The sequence below is a fragment of the Argonema antarcticum A004/B2 genome (genome assembly GCF_023333585.1).
Classification (GTDB): Bacteria; Cyanobacteriota; Cyanobacteriia; order Cyanobacteriales; family Aerosakkonemataceae; genus Argonema; species Argonema antarcticum.
This window is the reverse complement of sequence record NZ_JAIQZN010000084.1, coordinates 16,767-31,167: the sequence shown is the minus strand read 5'-3', so window position 1 is coordinate 31,167 and position 14,401 is coordinate 16,767. Positions and strand designations below refer to the sequence as shown.

Below are 14,401 nucleotides of genomic sequence, written 5' to 3'. Positions count from 1 at the left end.
TCGCCATTGAGACATGGGAATCACCACAACATCGGGGATGCGGGAAGTGTCCCATCGACCACCACGGGGAGAACGAACGCCGACTAACGCTTTTAGGGCAATCCAATCTCTTGCTAAACGAGCAATTTCAAGATTGTAGGTTTGTTCTAGGAAGTGCATTACTGCACCATGTTTTCCACTGCCAAGGCTCATAGGAACCAATTCTCCATTAACTAATTCGTAGCGAGTATCTGTACCATCGTTGTAAGCAAGGTACTCCTCAAAGGTGAGTCGTTTAGTTGTTGCGGCGGTTGTTATCATGGCGAATTGCAAGAGGAAAAAATAGAGCGGGTAAATTTAGCGGATTTGCCAATAATCTAGTTATATCACTTCTGCTGAAATGATATATAGCAATCGATGAGTCGGTTAAGCCATAAATCTGGGGAGGGGGCTAGGGGCGAAGCATTCGGGCATATAATTTATTGATTAAAACCGAAGTCTAGTGACTAATGCGATCGCACTTTCCTAAAAAAGCAGTTTGGTAATATTCAGGTTTTGCACTACCCACTCACCCGCCTGTGAATTAATTCACAGGCTAATAGCGAAAGTCCACTTCAGTGGACTCAAGAAAGTTTTGCAGTCCACTTCAGTGGACTTTTGCTATTAGCCTGGGGTTTGAACCCCAGGCGGGCTGGCGGGGGCCAGCGCGTGGGCAGATGTAAGCATTTGAGTCATAAGCTGCTACGCACCAAAAAAGCGGCTGCTTCAACGTGCGCTGTCTGCGGAAATAGATCGGCAGGTTGCACTCTTGTCAAGCGATATTCGCCGTTTTGACACAATAATTTGAGGTCGCGGGCGAGGGTAGCGGGTTTGCAACTGACGTAGACGATGCGATCGGGCCTTATTTGCAGTAAGGTATCGATGACAGACCGATCGCATCCCTTCCTCGGCGGATCTAACAACACAATATCCGGCGTCACTTCCAACTGGGGCAGCAATTTCTCCACTTCGCCAACTTGAAATGTGGCATTAGTTATCCCATTCAGTTCCGCATTCGCCTGCGCCTGTTCCACCGCCGACCGTTGCACCTCTAAACCAATTGCTTGCCGCACTTGTCTCGCCAGAGGCAAAGTCATCGTACCGATACCGCAATAGGCATCCAGCAGCACCTCATCGCCTTGCAGATTCAACGCTGATGCGATCGCCTCCAACAGCCCCTCAGCTACCTCTGTGTAAACCTGGAAAAAGGTATCCGGCAGAATTTGGAACTGCAATCCGGCAAACTCCTCTCGCAGGTAAGGTTTCCCCGCAATACAACGAGTCTCCCTGCCGAAAATGGCATTTGTGCGATCGCCATTCCGATTCAGCGACACTCCCACCAAGTTGGGATAACGCTTCATCCACTCTTGCGCCTGCGCCTCGATCCCCAGCAACTTCCCATCCTTCACCACCAAAGTTAGCAGCATCTCACCCGTGCGGCGTCCAATTCGTAACGCCAGATGCCGCACCTGTCCTTTGTGGTGCGTTTCATCGTACACCTGCCAACCACGACGCTGGATATCCAACTTCACCTCTGCCAGCAGCGGATTTAACCGCGCATCTTGCAAGGGACACTGATTCAGGTTAACTATTTTGTGGCTGGCTTTTTGGTAATATCCAGCTTGTATCTGTCCCGTGGATGATATTCCCAAGGGATAAGTCGCTTTGTTGCGATATCCCAACGCCGAGTCACCCGCCAAAATGCGATCGACGTTTGGATTATCAAATCCCCCAATGCGTTCCAAAGCTTGAATTACCTGATTTCGCTTCGCTTCTAGCTGATATTCGGACTTAATATGCTGCCACTGACAACCGCCGCACTTATCTGCCACAATGCAGCTAGGCCGAATGCGGAGGGCAGATGGTTGTAAAATTTCATGTAGTTTGCCGTGAGCATATCCGGGTTTAACGCGGACTAAGCGGACTAAAGCGCGATCGCCCACCACCATATCCGGTACGAACACCACCCGATCCCCCCAACGCCCTACACCGTCGCCAGAGTCAGTTAAATCTGCGATCGTCACCTCAACCAAATTACCCTGTTGCCAAAGGTCTTCCGATTTTAGTATTTTAGATTCTGGATTCTCGATTCTCCCCATCTCTCTATCTCCTTATCTCCTTATCTCTGTTACCAGATAGCTTCAGATTTTGGATTTTAAACTTTAGATTGTAGATTTTGAATTCTCCCTCTGTCCCCCTCTCCTCCTCTCCCCCTCTTCCTTTGTGTCCTACAGAGTCGTTAAACTTACAAATGTTATCGTGAGTTAGCGCAATCGCAATATCTATATGAGCGTAGTTAGCCAAGTCATTCTCAAAGCCGATGACGAACTTCGTTATCCTAGCACCGGCGAACTCAAGAGTATCAAAGAGTTTTTGCAAACGGGCATCCAGCGGACACGCATCGCCGCCACGCTTGCCGAAAACGAAAAAAAGATAGTTCAAGAAGCCAGCAAACTCCTGTGGCAGAAACGCCCCGACTTTATCTCCCCTGGCGGTAACGCTTACGGGCAGCGCGAACGGGCACTATGCTTGCGAGACTACGGCTGGTACTTGCGCTTGATCACCTACGGTGTTCTCTCTGGCGACAAAGATCCCATCGAGAAAATTGGTTTGATTGGCGTCCGGGAAATGTACAACTCCTTGGGCGTACCCGTACCCGGCATGGCTGAAGCAGTCCGCTGTTTGAAGAAAGCTTCTATAGCACTTCTCACGGAAGATGATGCAGCTGAGGCAGCGCCTTACTTTGATTACGTTATTCAGGCAATGTCCTAATTTCTGGGTCTTTAAAAATACCTAGAAACCGGGCTGATCTGAACCAATTTTTTCGTTGAAGACGCTGGCAAACTTCAACCCTTTGATTTTAGCTTGTTTCCCCACCCTTACTGGTGCTTCTTGGCTGATTCGCTGTCAAGACACTGGCAAGCGGTGGGGAAATTTTAATGGCCCTCTCTCTTTCCCTTCTTCCCCCTAGCCCCTAGCCCCTAGCCCCTTCTCCATATTTGTCAACAAAAAACCGACAGTCTGTTTGTAGAAGCTGTCGGCTGGTCGTATATTCCCTGTCGATGACTCGGCTTGAGTTCAGTTATCTTGCAGTATGACGATTTAAGGAAAGTGCGATCGCGATCTAAATCAATCTCTTATTGTGATTTATATCACTAAGCTTACTGAGATTTTTAATTGTATCCTTGGGCCGATCGGGTCACAGAATACTCCAAATTCCAGCAACTCAGCCTCTTTTGCTGAATGGTGAACAAAGCTTTCCAACCAATCCAGTTTTTGTTACTAAAATAACATTTGGTACTTTTAACTGACTATTTCTAATTTTCTTTAAGCCTATTATACTTTTATAAACTATTTTGTCTATAAAAAATTAATTTATCGAAATCAGCATTGATTTGATGAAAAATAAGGATTAAGAAAAACTTATTTGTAATAAACGATACAACTTAAATCGATCTATTAGTCTACCTTGGATAAAAGGAAGAAAATGTCCATTAGTTGTTACATTTTCTCAAGAGCGACGCTCACCTAATTTTCGCTGCAATACATAGAAAAAGTATGAAACCTGGCACTTTTTCTCTCAGAAGGATTGAAGCTTTAGCCCACAAAAATTACCTGCTTTTTTCAGCAAAACTAAAAATCTTAACTTGATAATTACTCAAGTTCCGATTTTTAATAAAAAATTTTTGTGTCGTTATTCATGGAGTTCTTTAACAAATGTCTTGGAATGTCGAACATGAAGTTTATAGGCTCAATTCTCTTGAAAATACACCAACATTTGGCTCCAGCGTATCTACCAAAAGAGAGATATTGAGACAAACAGTACTGGAAACAGAAACAAAGTATCGCAGCATTTTTGAAAACGCCCCAGTGGGTATCTTTCAAGCTACCAATAATGGTAAGTACTTAATAGCAAACCCAGCCCTAGCTCGGATCTATGGTTACGAATCGCCATCAGAATTGATGGCGAGTGTTACAAACATCAAAGAGCAGTTATACGTCGATCCAAATCGGCATATAGATTTAATAAATTTGTTGCAAGAGCGTAACGTAGTATACAGATTTGAATCCCAAATATATCGTAAAGATGGCAGTGCGATCTGGATTTCTGAAAATGTCCGGGCTATTTATGATAGCAACGGCCAGTTGCTAAGTTATGAAGGAAGTGTAGAGGAGATCACCGAACGCAAATATTCCGAAGAAATGATGCAGGCCAAATTGGCAAAAGAAAAAGAAATCAATGAGATGAAATCTCGCTTTTTGTCAATGGTATGTCACGATCTGCGTACATTTCTAACGATTATTATAACAACTAGCGACTTGCTAAAACTGCACGGTAATAAGTTTACCGCAAAAAATAGAGGGCAGTATTTTGAAAAAATTACCTCAACAGTCAAAAGCATGAATGAATTGTTAGAAGGATTTCTGGCAATTAGCAAAGCTGAATGTGGAAAAAAAACAACTCGAATAGCGCCATTTGAACTGCAATCTTTCTGCAAATCTATTTGGCAAGATGTTCAGACAATTACAAATACAACGCATAGACTTGCTTTTATTAACACTTGCCAGAATGTAACTTTAGTATCGGATCAAACACTGCTCAGGCAAATTTTAATGAATTTGCTTTTAAATGCTGTAAAATATTCGCCCCAGGACAGTACAATTTACTTCGATTTAAGTTGCCAAAAAAACCAAATAACTTTTTGCATCAAAGATGAGGGTGTGGGCATTCCTCAAGAAGATCGAGAACACTTATTTGAAGTCTTTCACCGAGCGAGTAATGTCCTAAATTTTTCGGGTACAGGGCTAGGAATGGCCATTGTGAAGAGAGGCGTAGAATTATACGGCGGTAAAATTTTGGTTGAAAGTGAAGTCGGCTGTGGAACGACTTTTACCGTAATTCTACCAACTATTTGTACTAAATTACCTATGAGCGAGTGGGATAATAAAATTTTCTGTGTTTGTGAAGAGAGTCATCATTCTCACCACAATTGTAACCACTAGCAAAAACGCTACTTATACAGAATCAGTAAAACCAGGCTTTGGCGCGATATGACTGCGAAGCCACTCAGTAAAATCTTCTCGCCCTAACTCGCCGGAGGCTACTTGCAAAATAACCTGCTCTTGTTCATCCACACGAGCATCAATTTCATAGCCATTCAAAACTAGGAATACTTCCATCACCGCGTGAGCGATGCGTTTGTTACCATCTATGAAAGGATGATTTTTAATGAGCGAAAAACCAAGAGCAGAAGCCTTATCAACTATTGTAGAATAAAGTTCCACCCCGCCGAAAGTCATACGCGGTTGAGCTAAAGCTGACTCCAGTCCGCCCAAGTTGGAAATTCCCGCAGCCCCACCCGACTGTTCGATAATGTGACGATAAAGTTCCAGTACTTCTGTCAGTTTGAGATAGCGCATTAGGCAAGTCGCTGGTAAAGTTCAGCATTTTTCTTCAGTACATAGTCCATAGCACCTTGAAAGGATGCTTCTCGCTGAGTTAGCAATTCTTCAACACCCATTACTACCAATTCTTCTATTGATACGCCAAGGCTCGTCGCGGTTTCTTGCAGCTTCAGGAAACGCTCATCGGGAATTGTGATGGTAATAGTGTTCATTTTGAACTATAAATTTGACGATATCATTACTATAGCAGCATAATTTACTAAGCGGTTCAGAGTGCGATCGCACCTTAATTATGTCAAAATAAAGTTGAATCAAACTGACATTATAGCAAATCCTGTGAGAACTGACACAATTTTCTATCAACTATTTCAAACTTTTCCCAGTCTCTTATTTGAACTTATCAATCAACCGCCATCGCTAGCTAACAGCTATGAATTCTCCTCCAGAGAAATCAAAGAACTAGCGCGTAGCTTTGATGGGTTATTTTTGCCGCCCGAAAATGCGATTGACCAGCCCATCTACTTCGTTGAGGTACAGTTTCAGGAAAAATCTGACTTTTACTGGCGCTTCTTGACCGAAATTTTTGTTTACCTCGGTCAATACAAACCTACCAACGATTGGCGTGCCGTAGCGATATTTGCCAGCCGCAATCTAGATTCGGGAGTGCCAATGCAGTATCGAGGTTTGCTGATGAGTCAGCAAGTCACATTTGTATATCTTGATGAGTTAGCAGAAATAGCATCTCCTTCCCTTAGCTTGGGGATGGTAAAGCTAGTAGTTGGAACTAAGGAGACAGCAGCAGCAGTCGCTTTAACTAACCAACTTATGCAGCAAGCGCGATCGCAATTGGAGGATGAGGCTCTCAAGCGAAAAGTTTTAGAATTGATTGAGAGCATATTGGTTTACAAGTTTACCACGTTAAGTCGCCAGGAGATAGAGGCTATGTTTGGATTAAGTGACTTAAAGCAAACGCGGGTTTATCAAGAAGCCAAGGAAGAAGGCAAGCTGGAAGGTAAGCTGGAAGGTAAGCTGGAAGGTAAGCTGGAAGGCAAGCTGGAAGGTAAGCTGGAAGGTAAGCTGGAAGGTAAGCTGGAAGGTAAGCTGGAATCCGTGCCCGGTTTGTTGGCAATTGGATTAAGTGTGGAACAGATAGCCTTGGCGTTAGGCTTGGATGTTGAAGTGGTGAGACAGGCTGCACAAGCGTCTGCTGGCGATCCGCCAGCAGGATAATATAGCGTGATTTAGATTAGGGCCGATCGCAATTTCATGCCATAGTAAATGAAAAAGCGATCGCGCTTTAATCTCTTCCTTGACAAAATGGCGATCGCTTTCTACCTATTCTTAGCTTTAAGACTATGATATAATAGTATAATTTTAAATCTATAACTTTAAGTTATGCTACCTTTTCGCAAAAAAATTGTTACTGATGAATCAATGCGACCAGTTGCCGTATTGATTGATTATGAAGACTGGCAGAAAATTGAACAACTATTAGAGGCTTGTAAAGTGGTACAGAAAGAAGAGTTTAATATTGCCAAGTATGCAGGCGTTATAAAATTAACTGAAGACCCTTTGAAGTATCAGCAGCGAATTAGGGATGAGTGGTAGTGACAGAACTTTTAATTTTGTTAGACACTAATATAGTTTTATACTTTTTGGGCGGTCGTCTTGCCGACCCGTTGCCAGCGGGACAATATTTTGTATCGGTGATTACGGAAATTGAATTGCTATCTTATCCAAGTATCAGTGCAGATGAAGAGACACAAATTCGTAATTTTTTGACTAAAATTACAGTAGTGGCAATAGAAGCTAATATCAAAGAATTAACTATTGGCTTACGTAAAAAGTATAGGCTGAGATTGCCAGATGCAATAATTGCAGCAACAGCACAATCTTTAAATGCAACCTTATTAACGAATGATGTAACATTAGCTAAGTTGACAGAGATTACTACACAGTCAGTGCAGATATTGTGAAATAGAGCGATCGCACTCCCATTTTGCAAAATGGGAGTGCGATCGCTTTCCACCTATTCTTACTTTTAAGATTATGATATAATAGGATAATTTTCAACCTTTAACTTTCAGTTATGTTACCTTTGAATGGTAGTGACAGAATATTAGCAGGATAAACACAATATGACTCAGTTATCATCTCATCGCCTTGTGCGTCGGGGAAGGATATTTCCAGAAAGCCAGCTAACTCCAGAAGAAAAAGCCAGACGCGAGGCTGAACAGGAAGTATTTTTTCAGCGTTGTAGGGTTATTTTTGAACAAGTTCGTCCCAACTTAATTGGGGAACACTACAACTGGTTTATCTTTATTGAGCTAGACAGTGGTGATTATATCATTGACCCTAATAGAGACGCTGTTTTACTAAAGGGTCGCCAAAAACATCCGCAGAAAAAGTCTTTTATATTCCGATTGAATGAGACAGGAATCTGCGGCACAATATTATGATTCAAGGTTAATTTGATGACGAGGGTAAACTATTTTTTATAATGGATTTGATTGATGCTGACGGTGAATTGATCGAAGTCAACTCAATGCTAGATACAGGATTTACAGACTGGTTGGCCATTAATAATCAAGATAGCGACATGAAACACATTCTCAAGATTTCTGCTTAATCTTCTAGCTCGACCTCCCTTTTTTATATAAACGTGGAATAGCTGTTGACTTTTCCCTGCTGACCTGACGGCTTACACGATTATCTTAACTTTAACAAGATTATCTTAACCTTAACAAGGTTATCTAGTGGAGCCTTCTTAAGGAAAATTATAGGATTTTCATGTAAATACAAGATTTTGTGATATTCCAACATGGCGTTTTACCTTGGTCAGCGTCTTCGTGCTACTCGCGAATTGCTTGGTATGACTCAAGAGCAGGTCATTGAGCAGCTGGAGATCCGCTACGACATCACCATCAGCCAGCAAACGCTATCGACGATCGAGAACGGGAAGCGCAAGGTAGACGCCGAGAAGGAGTTACCCGCCTTCGCAGGCGTATACGGCAAAACCATCGACTATTTCTACGAAACTTTAGAACTACCCACGATACCCCCACCTATCCCCAAACGCAAGTCAGCCATCACAGTTGACCTAGACGCCCTCACCCACCGCGATAAACTAGAACTAGCAGCAGAACTGATTCACAAGGTTTTGCAAGAAACCTAGCTAGTGGGGGTCACATGGAAACAGAGCAGAAAGACATCACCTTACTTGAGGAAGCAGAGCGTCGTTTACATCAGCTTTCCCCAGAACGGTTGCGAGTAGCCGTTGACTTCCTCGCTTATCTGCAAGAAAGAGAAGAAAACGAGGCAACTGAGGAACTGTTGAGCATCCCCGGTTTTGAGGATGAACTTCGTGAAGCCCAACAGCAGGCTGAAGCGGGAGAAGTTGTGCCTTTCGAGAGCATCCGCCGCCATGTATGAATTGGTACCCACTCGCAAAGCGCAAACCTTTTACGAACAGGCCGATTTATCTTTAGTTGAGCGATTGAACCGCTGTTTCGATGGACTACGCCAGAATCCCTATCAGCATCCGAACATTAAGCGGCTCAAAGGTTCCTTCGCCGGATGTTTTCGCTACAGCGTGGGTGACTGGCGGGTTGTCTATCAAGTAGATGAAGCACAACAGCTCATTACCATTTTGCTGATAGCACCACGCGGCAGCGTATATCGGTAGTGCCAAAGAGGAACAAAGCTAGGCTTATTTTCAAAGTTAATCTAAAAGCCTTGACCTACCGCGATAAGCTAGAGCTAGCAGTAGAACTGATTCACAAGGTTTTGCAACAAACCTAACGCATCAGTCAAAGGCCATACTAAGAAGCTCTATCGATCGCAAACGAGTAGAAAAATTATCCCCTCAGAAACATAATCCTATGTTACTAACATCAACCCCAGCCGAACAGAGAGTTTTATTGCCAAACGTTAGTTGGCAGTTATTTGAAATGCTGCTATCAGAACTTGGCGAAAGCCGTTCCAATAGACTCTCTTACCACAAAGGACAACTAGAAATTATGACGCCACTACCCGAACATGAGAACCGCAACAGGTTGATAGAACGTTTAATCGTCAATCTGCTAGAAGAACTCAACCTTGAGTACAATCTGTTTGGTTCTATGACAATAAAACGCTCAGACAAGTCGGCGGGGAAAGAACCAGACTCATGCTACTACATCCAAAACGAAGCGCGAGTAAGAGGTAAAACTAAACTAGACTTTACTGAAGATCCCCCTCCAGATTTAGCATTGGAAATTGATATTACCAGCAGTTCCCTAAATCAACTCGCCCTTTATGCAGATTTAGGCGTACCCGAAGTTTGGAGATATGACGGTCGGACATTGCGTTTTTATCAACTGCAAGATCGAGAATATGTAGAATGCAGCAACAGCCCCACATTCCCCATCCTTCCCGCCAGTAAAGTAATTGAATTCCTTGAACAATGTCAGACTTTGGGAGTACTAACTTCCCTCCGTCAATTACGGGAATGGGTGAGAGGTCAGTTACAGCAACGCCAAACAGGACAATAATCGATAAAATTAAGCCTGTGCCATCTGTGCAAAGGTTCCATGTCTACCACCTCTCCTTTCTCTCCCGAAGAAATTGCTGCTGAAGGTCTTAAGCCTGAAGAATACCAAGAAATCGTCAAACGCCTCGATCGCCATCCCAACAAAGCCGAACTGGGGATGTTTGGCGTCATGTGGTCAGAACACTGCTGCTACAAGAACTCCCGACCCTTACTCAAACAGTTTCCCACCGAGGGAGAAAGAATTTTAGTTGGCCCCGGAGAAAACGCCGGAGTAGTAGACTTAGGCGACGGACTCCGACTCGCCTTTAAGATCGAATCCCACAACCACCCCTCAGCAGTCGAACCGTTTCAAGGTGCAGCGACAGGCGTGGGAGGCATCCTCCGCGATATCTTTACAATGGGGGCTAGACCTATTGCCCTATTAAACTCCCTCCGCTTTGGTTCTTTGGAAGATGCGCGTACCAGGCGGTTGTTCAGCGGCGTAGTATCGGGAATTTCACATTATGGCAATGCGGTTGGAGTACCCACAGTCGGCGGTGAGGTTTACTTCGATCGGGCCTACTCGGAAAATCCTTTAGTCAATGTGATGGCGCTGGGGTTGATGGAAACCCAGGATATCGTCAAATCTGGTGCAGTAGGAATTGGCAATCCCGTGCTTTATGTCGGTTCTACCACGGGACGAGATGGTATGGGAGGCGCAAGTTTTGCCAGTGCGGAACTTAGCGACGCTTCAATGGACGATCGGCCCGCAGTCCAAGTAGGCGATCCTTTCCTAGAAAAATCCCTGATCGAAGCTTGTCTGGAAGCCTTCAAAACAGGCGCTGTTGTCGCTGCACAAGATATGGGTGCAGCTGGTATTACCTGTTCGACTTCGGAAATGGCAGCTAAAGGCGGTGTGGGAATTGAACTGGATTTAGATAAAATCCCAGTTAGAGAAAGTGGGATGGTTCCCTACGAATATTTACTCTCAGAATCCCAAGAACGGATGTTGTTTGTTGCACATATTGGACGCGAACAGGAATTAATTGATATTTTCCATAGATGGGGACTGCAAGCGGTAGTTGCGGGAACAGTAATTTCAGAGCCGATCGTGCGAATCTTATTTCAGGGTAAAGTCGCGGCGGAAGTTCCAGCTACTGCTTTAGCCGATAACACACCAATTTATCACCGAGAACTACTAGCCGAACCTCCAGAATATGCCCGGAAAGCTTGGGAATGGAAATCTGAAACCCTCCCTCCCTGTACCGCATCTGCGATCGAAATCCAAGGAAATATGCAAACTTGGAATGATATTTTACTGACTTTGTTGGATAATCCAACGATCGCATCTAAACGATGGGTTTATCGCCAGTATGACCATCAAGTGCAGAACAATACCGTAATTTTACCCGGCGGTGCAGATGCTGCGGTTGTGCGGATTCGCCCCCTTGTGGAACAGGCGTCTCGCCTGTTATCAATCCAAGAGGACGGGCAAGATGCCCATCCCACAAGACACAATAAAGGAGTCGCTGCAACTGTTGATTGCAATTCCCGTTATGTCTATCTCAATCCCTACGAAGGTGCCAAAGCAGTAGTAGCAGAAGCTGCACGCAACCTCAGCTGTGTAGGCGCAGAACCTTTGGCAGTTACAGATAACCTCAATTTCGGCAGTCCAGAAAAGCCTGTCGGCTATTGGCAACTGGCAGAAGCTTGTCGGGGAATAGCAGAAGCTTGTCGAGAATTTAGTACACCTGTGACTGGTGGCAATGTCTCTCTGTACAACGAAACTTTGGATAGTGAGGGAAATCCTCAACCTATCTACCCGACTCCAGTGATCGGCATGGTGGGGTTAATTTCCGATCTTACTAAGGTTTGCGGTCAAGGTTGGCAAGCAGAAGGAGATTTAATTTATCTTCTGGGATTGCCTTTGCAATCCCAAATCTTAAATCCCAAATCCCAAATCGATTTGGGTGCGTCTGAGTATTTAGCGGCAATTCATGGTATTGTCGCCGGAACTCCGCCAGTGGTAGATTTTGATTTGGAACGCCTGGTGCAAGCTGCCTGTCGGGAGGGAATTCGGCAAGGTTGGGTGCGATCGGCCCATGACTGTGCAGAGGGAGGATTCGCAGTTGCACTCTCGGAATCTTGTATTAGCAGTCGCTTGGGTGCCCAAATCGATTTAGGCGTGACCTCAACAGAAGTTATGCGTTGGGATTGTCTGCTTTTTGGGGAAGGCGGCGCAAGAATTATTGTTTCGATAGAGCCAGATCGATCGGAAATTTGGGAATCCTATTTAAAGGAGCAACTGGGCGAATATTGGCAAAAAATCGGTCAAGTCGGTAATGCCGATACAGATTTACGGGTAATTACGGCTGACAATCACCTTGTAATCGGCGTTAGCATTGCAGATGTGTGCGATCGATCGCTTAATGCGATCGAACGGCGTTTAACAATTTAGCCAACCAGCTCAGTGCCTCTATATAAAAAGATGAGTGCAATTACCTTAAATAGCGGTATTGTTAAGAGCTGATTAAGGTAGGTAAACTTTTCTTAAGGTCTCGCTTTTAGAGCGACTCCCTCTGACTCAATATCCTTATTAGGAGCGAAGCCGTAGCATGACCCCCAACGATCCCCTCTCTTGTGACGAGTATCCCGGCATGAGCAACGAGGCGCAAAACGATAAACCAGAGGAAGCCTGTGGTGTTTTTGGCATCTATGCACCCGGAGAAGATGTCGCCAAGTTAACTTACTTTGGGCTGTACGCCTTACAGCACCGAGGTCAAGAATCGGCTGGTATCGCCACCTTTGACGGCGATCGAGTGCATTTGCACAAAGAGATGGGATTGGTGTCGCAAGTCTTTAACGAAACCATCTTGAATAGCCTCACAGGCCATTTAGCAGTTGGTCATACCCGTTACTCTACTACTGGTTCCAGTCGCGTTGTCAACGCCCAGCCAGCAGTGGTAGAAACTCGCTTGGGTTCAATTGCTTTAGCACATAACGGGAATCTTGTCAATACACCAGAATTACGGGAGGAATTGCTGCGGCGTGACTGTATTTTAGTCAGCACAACCGATTCAGAGATGATCGCTCATGCTATTGCCGAAGAAATCAACGAAGGCAAAGATTGGTTAGAAGGCGCGATCCGAGCATTTCACAAGTGTCAGGGAGCCTTTAGTTTAGCGATCGGCACCCCGGCTGGCCTGATGGGCGTCCGCGACCCCAACGGCATTCGTCCCCTGGTCATTGGCACGATCGAGACAGGAGAAGAAACCCGTACCACCCGCTACGTCCTCGCCTCCGAAACTTGCGGTTTAGACATCATCGGTGCCGAATACCTGCGAGATGTCGAACCAGGAGAATTAGTTTGGATTACTGACGCGGGTTTGGCTTCCTTCCACTGGACTCAGCAGCCAAAACGCAAACTCTGCATCTTTGAAATGATCTACTTTGCCCGTCCAGATAGCATCATGGAGGGCGAGAGTCTATACAGCTACCGGCTGCGACTGGGGCGTCAGCTGGCAGGGGAATCACCAGTTGATGCCGACATCGTTATCGGCGTACCAGATTCAGGTATTCCTGCTGCCATAGGCTTTTCCCAAACCTCTGGCATTCCCTACGCCGAAGGTTTGATTAAAAATCGCTACGTCGGTCGCACCTTCATCCAGCCAACTCAAAAAATGCGCGAGACTGGTCTCCGCATGAAGCTAAATCCCCTCAAAGATGTTTTGGCTGGCAAACGCATCGTCATTGTCGATGACTCCATTGTCCGAGGAACCACCAGTCGCAAACTTGTCAAAACATTGCGGGATGCCGGTGCTACCGAAGTTCACATGAGGATTTCATCGCCGCCAGTGACTCACCCCTGCTTCTACGGTATTGACACCGATAGTCAAGATCAGCTGATTGCCGCCACCAAGTCTGTGGCAGAGATTGGCAAACAAATCGAAGTTGACTCCCTGGCTTATCTGAGTTGGGAAGGTATGCTCAAAGCCACCGGAGAAGACCCCAGCAGTTTCTGTTCTGCCTGCTTCACAGGCGATTATCCCATACCAGTTCCAGAGATGGTAAAACGCTCCAAACTGATGTTAGAAAAAGTGGGTAGCTGTTAGCTATTAACTATTAGTTAGCTTTGAAATTATCGTTCTTGGGTTGAACCTGGGAACGATAATTTTATCGGGGAATTTGTATATAGCAAAGTGCTGAGTGCTGTGTTTGTACTCAGCACTTAGGTATGTTGTTGCGCTTCAGCGCTATCTTATAGCTAGGGGCTAGGGGCTAGCGTTGAGGGGAGAGGGAAAAGGTTACTCCGTAAGGGATTTGGAAAAGAAGTAAGAGTTGGAGTTGCCCTAACCGACTTTCGTCGGTTGCTATAAAAAGCTAGGATTTACGAAACAGTCCTGAAAGCGCTGAAGCGCAACAACATACCAAATATTTCATTATGGCAATCGACCCGACATGACATTA

At 45.0% G+C, this 14,401-nt stretch carries 16 protein-coding genes; 12 read left to right on the top strand and 4 right to left on the bottom strand.

Translation table 11 applies throughout. The features are described from left to right. Both LAY57_RS27200 and rlmD read right to left on the bottom strand, forming a co-directional pair. Positions 1-300 (bottom strand): Uma2 family endonuclease (locus LAY57_RS27200; protein ID WP_249070307.1); only part of this gene is annotated, 300 nt, incomplete at its 3' end. A 410-nt stretch (positions 301-710) separates the two neighbouring features. After that, positions 711-2,117 (bottom strand): 23S rRNA (uracil(1939)-C(5))-methyltransferase RlmD, encoded by a 1,407-nt coding sequence (rlmD, locus tag LAY57_RS27195; protein WP_249070306.1) that lies wholly within the window; start codon positions 2,115-2,117, stop codon positions 711-713. Positions 2,118-2,304: 187 nt separating this feature from the next. On the opposite strand from rlmD, the gene LAY57_RS27190 reads away from it, so the two are divergent. Next, positions 2,305-2,790 (top strand): allophycocyanin subunit alpha-B, encoded by a 486-nt coding sequence (locus tag LAY57_RS27190; RefSeq protein WP_249070305.1) that lies wholly within the window; start codon positions 2,305-2,307, stop codon positions 2,788-2,790. 945 nt (positions 2,791-3,735) lie between these two features. Further along, on the top strand, positions 3,736-5,022 hold the full coding sequence (locus tag LAY57_RS27185; RefSeq protein WP_249070304.1) for a PAS domain-containing sensor histidine kinase: 1,287 nt from the start codon (positions 3,736-3,738) through the stop codon (positions 5,020-5,022). A 12-nt stretch (positions 5,023-5,034) separates the two neighbouring features. Here LAY57_RS27185 and LAY57_RS27180 read toward each other — a convergent pair whose 3' ends face one another. Both LAY57_RS27180 and LAY57_RS27175 read right to left on the bottom strand, forming a co-directional pair. Continuing rightward, a complete protein-coding gene (locus LAY57_RS27180; protein WP_249070303.1) occupies positions 5,035-5,439 on the bottom strand; it encodes a type II toxin-antitoxin system death-on-curing family toxin in 405 nt (134 codons plus the stop codon). Then, positions 5,439-5,636 carry a DNA-binding protein gene (locus LAY57_RS27175; protein ID WP_249070302.1) on the bottom strand — a complete coding sequence of 66 codons (198 nt, stop codon included), beginning with the start codon at positions 5,634-5,636 and terminating at the stop codon, positions 5,439-5,441. The genes LAY57_RS27180 and LAY57_RS27175 overlap by 1 nt, the downstream gene beginning before the upstream one ends. Positions 5,637-5,760: 124 nt before the next feature. Between LAY57_RS27175 and LAY57_RS27170 the strand changes: the two genes are divergently transcribed. From LAY57_RS27170 to purF, 10 genes are all read left to right on the top strand, one after another. After that, positions 5,761-6,654: an Rpn family recombination-promoting nuclease/putative transposase gene (locus LAY57_RS27170; protein WP_249070301.1), complete on the top strand. Its 894-nt coding sequence runs from the start codon at positions 5,761-5,763 to the stop codon at positions 6,652-6,654. A 165-nt stretch (positions 6,655-6,819) separates the two neighbouring features. Then, positions 6,820-7,032 (top strand): RelB antitoxin-like protein, encoded by a 213-nt coding sequence (locus tag LAY57_RS27165; RefSeq protein ID WP_249070300.1) that lies wholly within the window; start codon positions 6,820-6,822, stop codon positions 7,030-7,032. Positions 7,033-7,049: 17 nt separating this feature from the next. Further along, entirely contained in the window at positions 7,050-7,400 is a 351-nt protein-coding gene (locus LAY57_RS27160) for a type II toxin-antitoxin system VapC family toxin (protein WP_249070299.1), read from the top strand. Between the two features lie 162 nt (positions 7,401-7,562). Further along, entirely contained in the window at positions 7,563-7,883 is a 321-nt protein-coding gene (locus LAY57_RS27155; protein WP_249070298.1) for a hypothetical protein, read from the top strand. 413 nt (positions 7,884-8,296) lie between these two features. Then, positions 8,297-8,599, top strand: coding sequence for a helix-turn-helix domain-containing protein (locus LAY57_RS27150; protein WP_249070297.1), 303 nt, complete (start codon positions 8,297-8,299; stop codon positions 8,597-8,599). A 14-nt stretch (positions 8,600-8,613) separates the two neighbouring features. Next, the gene (locus tag LAY57_RS27145; RefSeq protein ID WP_249070296.1) at positions 8,614-8,856 is read left to right on the top strand and encodes a hypothetical protein; all 243 of its coding nucleotides are present in this window, start codon (positions 8,614-8,616) and stop codon (positions 8,854-8,856) included. Continuing rightward, the gene (locus LAY57_RS27140; protein WP_249070295.1) at positions 8,849-9,109 is read left to right on the top strand and encodes a type II toxin-antitoxin system RelE family toxin; all 261 of its coding nucleotides are present in this window, start codon (positions 8,849-8,851) and stop codon (positions 9,107-9,109) included. Before LAY57_RS27145 ends, LAY57_RS27140 begins: the two co-directional genes overlap by 8 nt. Before the next feature lie 196 nt (positions 9,110-9,305). Next, complete coding sequence (locus LAY57_RS27135; RefSeq protein ID WP_249070294.1) at positions 9,306-9,956, top strand: Uma2 family endonuclease; 651 nt, start codon at positions 9,306-9,308, stop codon at positions 9,954-9,956. A gap of 39 nt (positions 9,957-9,995) precedes the next feature. Beyond that, on the top strand, positions 9,996-12,392 hold the full coding sequence (gene purL, locus LAY57_RS27130) for a phosphoribosylformylglycinamidine synthase subunit PurL (protein ID WP_249070293.1): 2,397 nt from the start codon (positions 9,996-9,998) through the stop codon (positions 12,390-12,392). Between the two features lie 199 nt (positions 12,393-12,591). Next, positions 12,592-14,046, top strand: a complete 1,455-nt coding sequence (gene purF, locus LAY57_RS27125; protein ID WP_338022505.1) for an amidophosphoribosyltransferase — start codon at positions 12,592-12,594, stop codon at positions 14,044-14,046. Positions 14,047-14,401 lie beyond the last annotated feature (355 nt).

Excerpts from the sequence above, each read along its gene's own strand:
- LAY57_RS27190 (WP_249070305.1), top strand. The coding sequence starts at position 2,305 with ATGAGCGTAGTTAGCCAAGTCATTCTCAAAGCCGATGACGAACTTCGT.
- LAY57_RS27155 (WP_249070298.1), top strand. The coding sequence starts at position 7,563 with ATGACTCAGTTATCATCTCATCGCCTTGTGCGTCGGGGAAGGATATTT.
- LAY57_RS27135 (WP_249070294.1), top strand. The coding sequence starts at position 9,306 with ATGTTACTAACATCAACCCCAGCCGAACAGAGAGTTTTATTGCCAAAC.
- LAY57_RS27140 (WP_249070295.1), top strand. The coding sequence starts at position 8,849 with ATGTATGAATTGGTACCCACTCGCAAAGCGCAAACCTTTTACGAACAG.
- LAY57_RS27175 (WP_249070302.1), bottom strand. The coding sequence starts at position 5,636 with ATGAACACTATTACCATCACAATTCCCGATGAGCGTTTCCTGAAGCTG.
- LAY57_RS27145 (WP_249070296.1), top strand. The coding sequence starts at position 8,614 with ATGGAAACAGAGCAGAAAGACATCACCTTACTTGAGGAAGCAGAGCGT.
- rlmD (WP_249070306.1), bottom strand. The coding sequence starts at position 2,117 with ATGGGGAGAATCGAGAATCCAGAATCTAAAATACTAAAATCGGAAGAC.
- LAY57_RS27185 (WP_249070304.1), top strand. The coding sequence starts at position 3,736 with ATGTCTTGGAATGTCGAACATGAAGTTTATAGGCTCAATTCTCTTGAA.
- purF (WP_338022505.1), top strand. The coding sequence starts at position 12,592 with ATGAGCAACGAGGCGCAAAACGATAAACCAGAGGAAGCCTGTGGTGTT.
- purL (WP_249070293.1), top strand. The coding sequence starts at position 9,996 with ATGTCTACCACCTCTCCTTTCTCTCCCGAAGAAATTGCTGCTGAAGGT.
- LAY57_RS27180 (WP_249070303.1), bottom strand. The coding sequence starts at position 5,439 with ATGCGCTATCTCAAACTGACAGAAGTACTGGAACTTTATCGTCACATT.
- LAY57_RS27150 (WP_249070297.1), top strand. The coding sequence starts at position 8,297 with ATGACTCAAGAGCAGGTCATTGAGCAGCTGGAGATCCGCTACGACATC.
- LAY57_RS27165 (WP_249070300.1), top strand. The coding sequence starts at position 6,820 with ATGCTACCTTTTCGCAAAAAAATTGTTACTGATGAATCAATGCGACCA.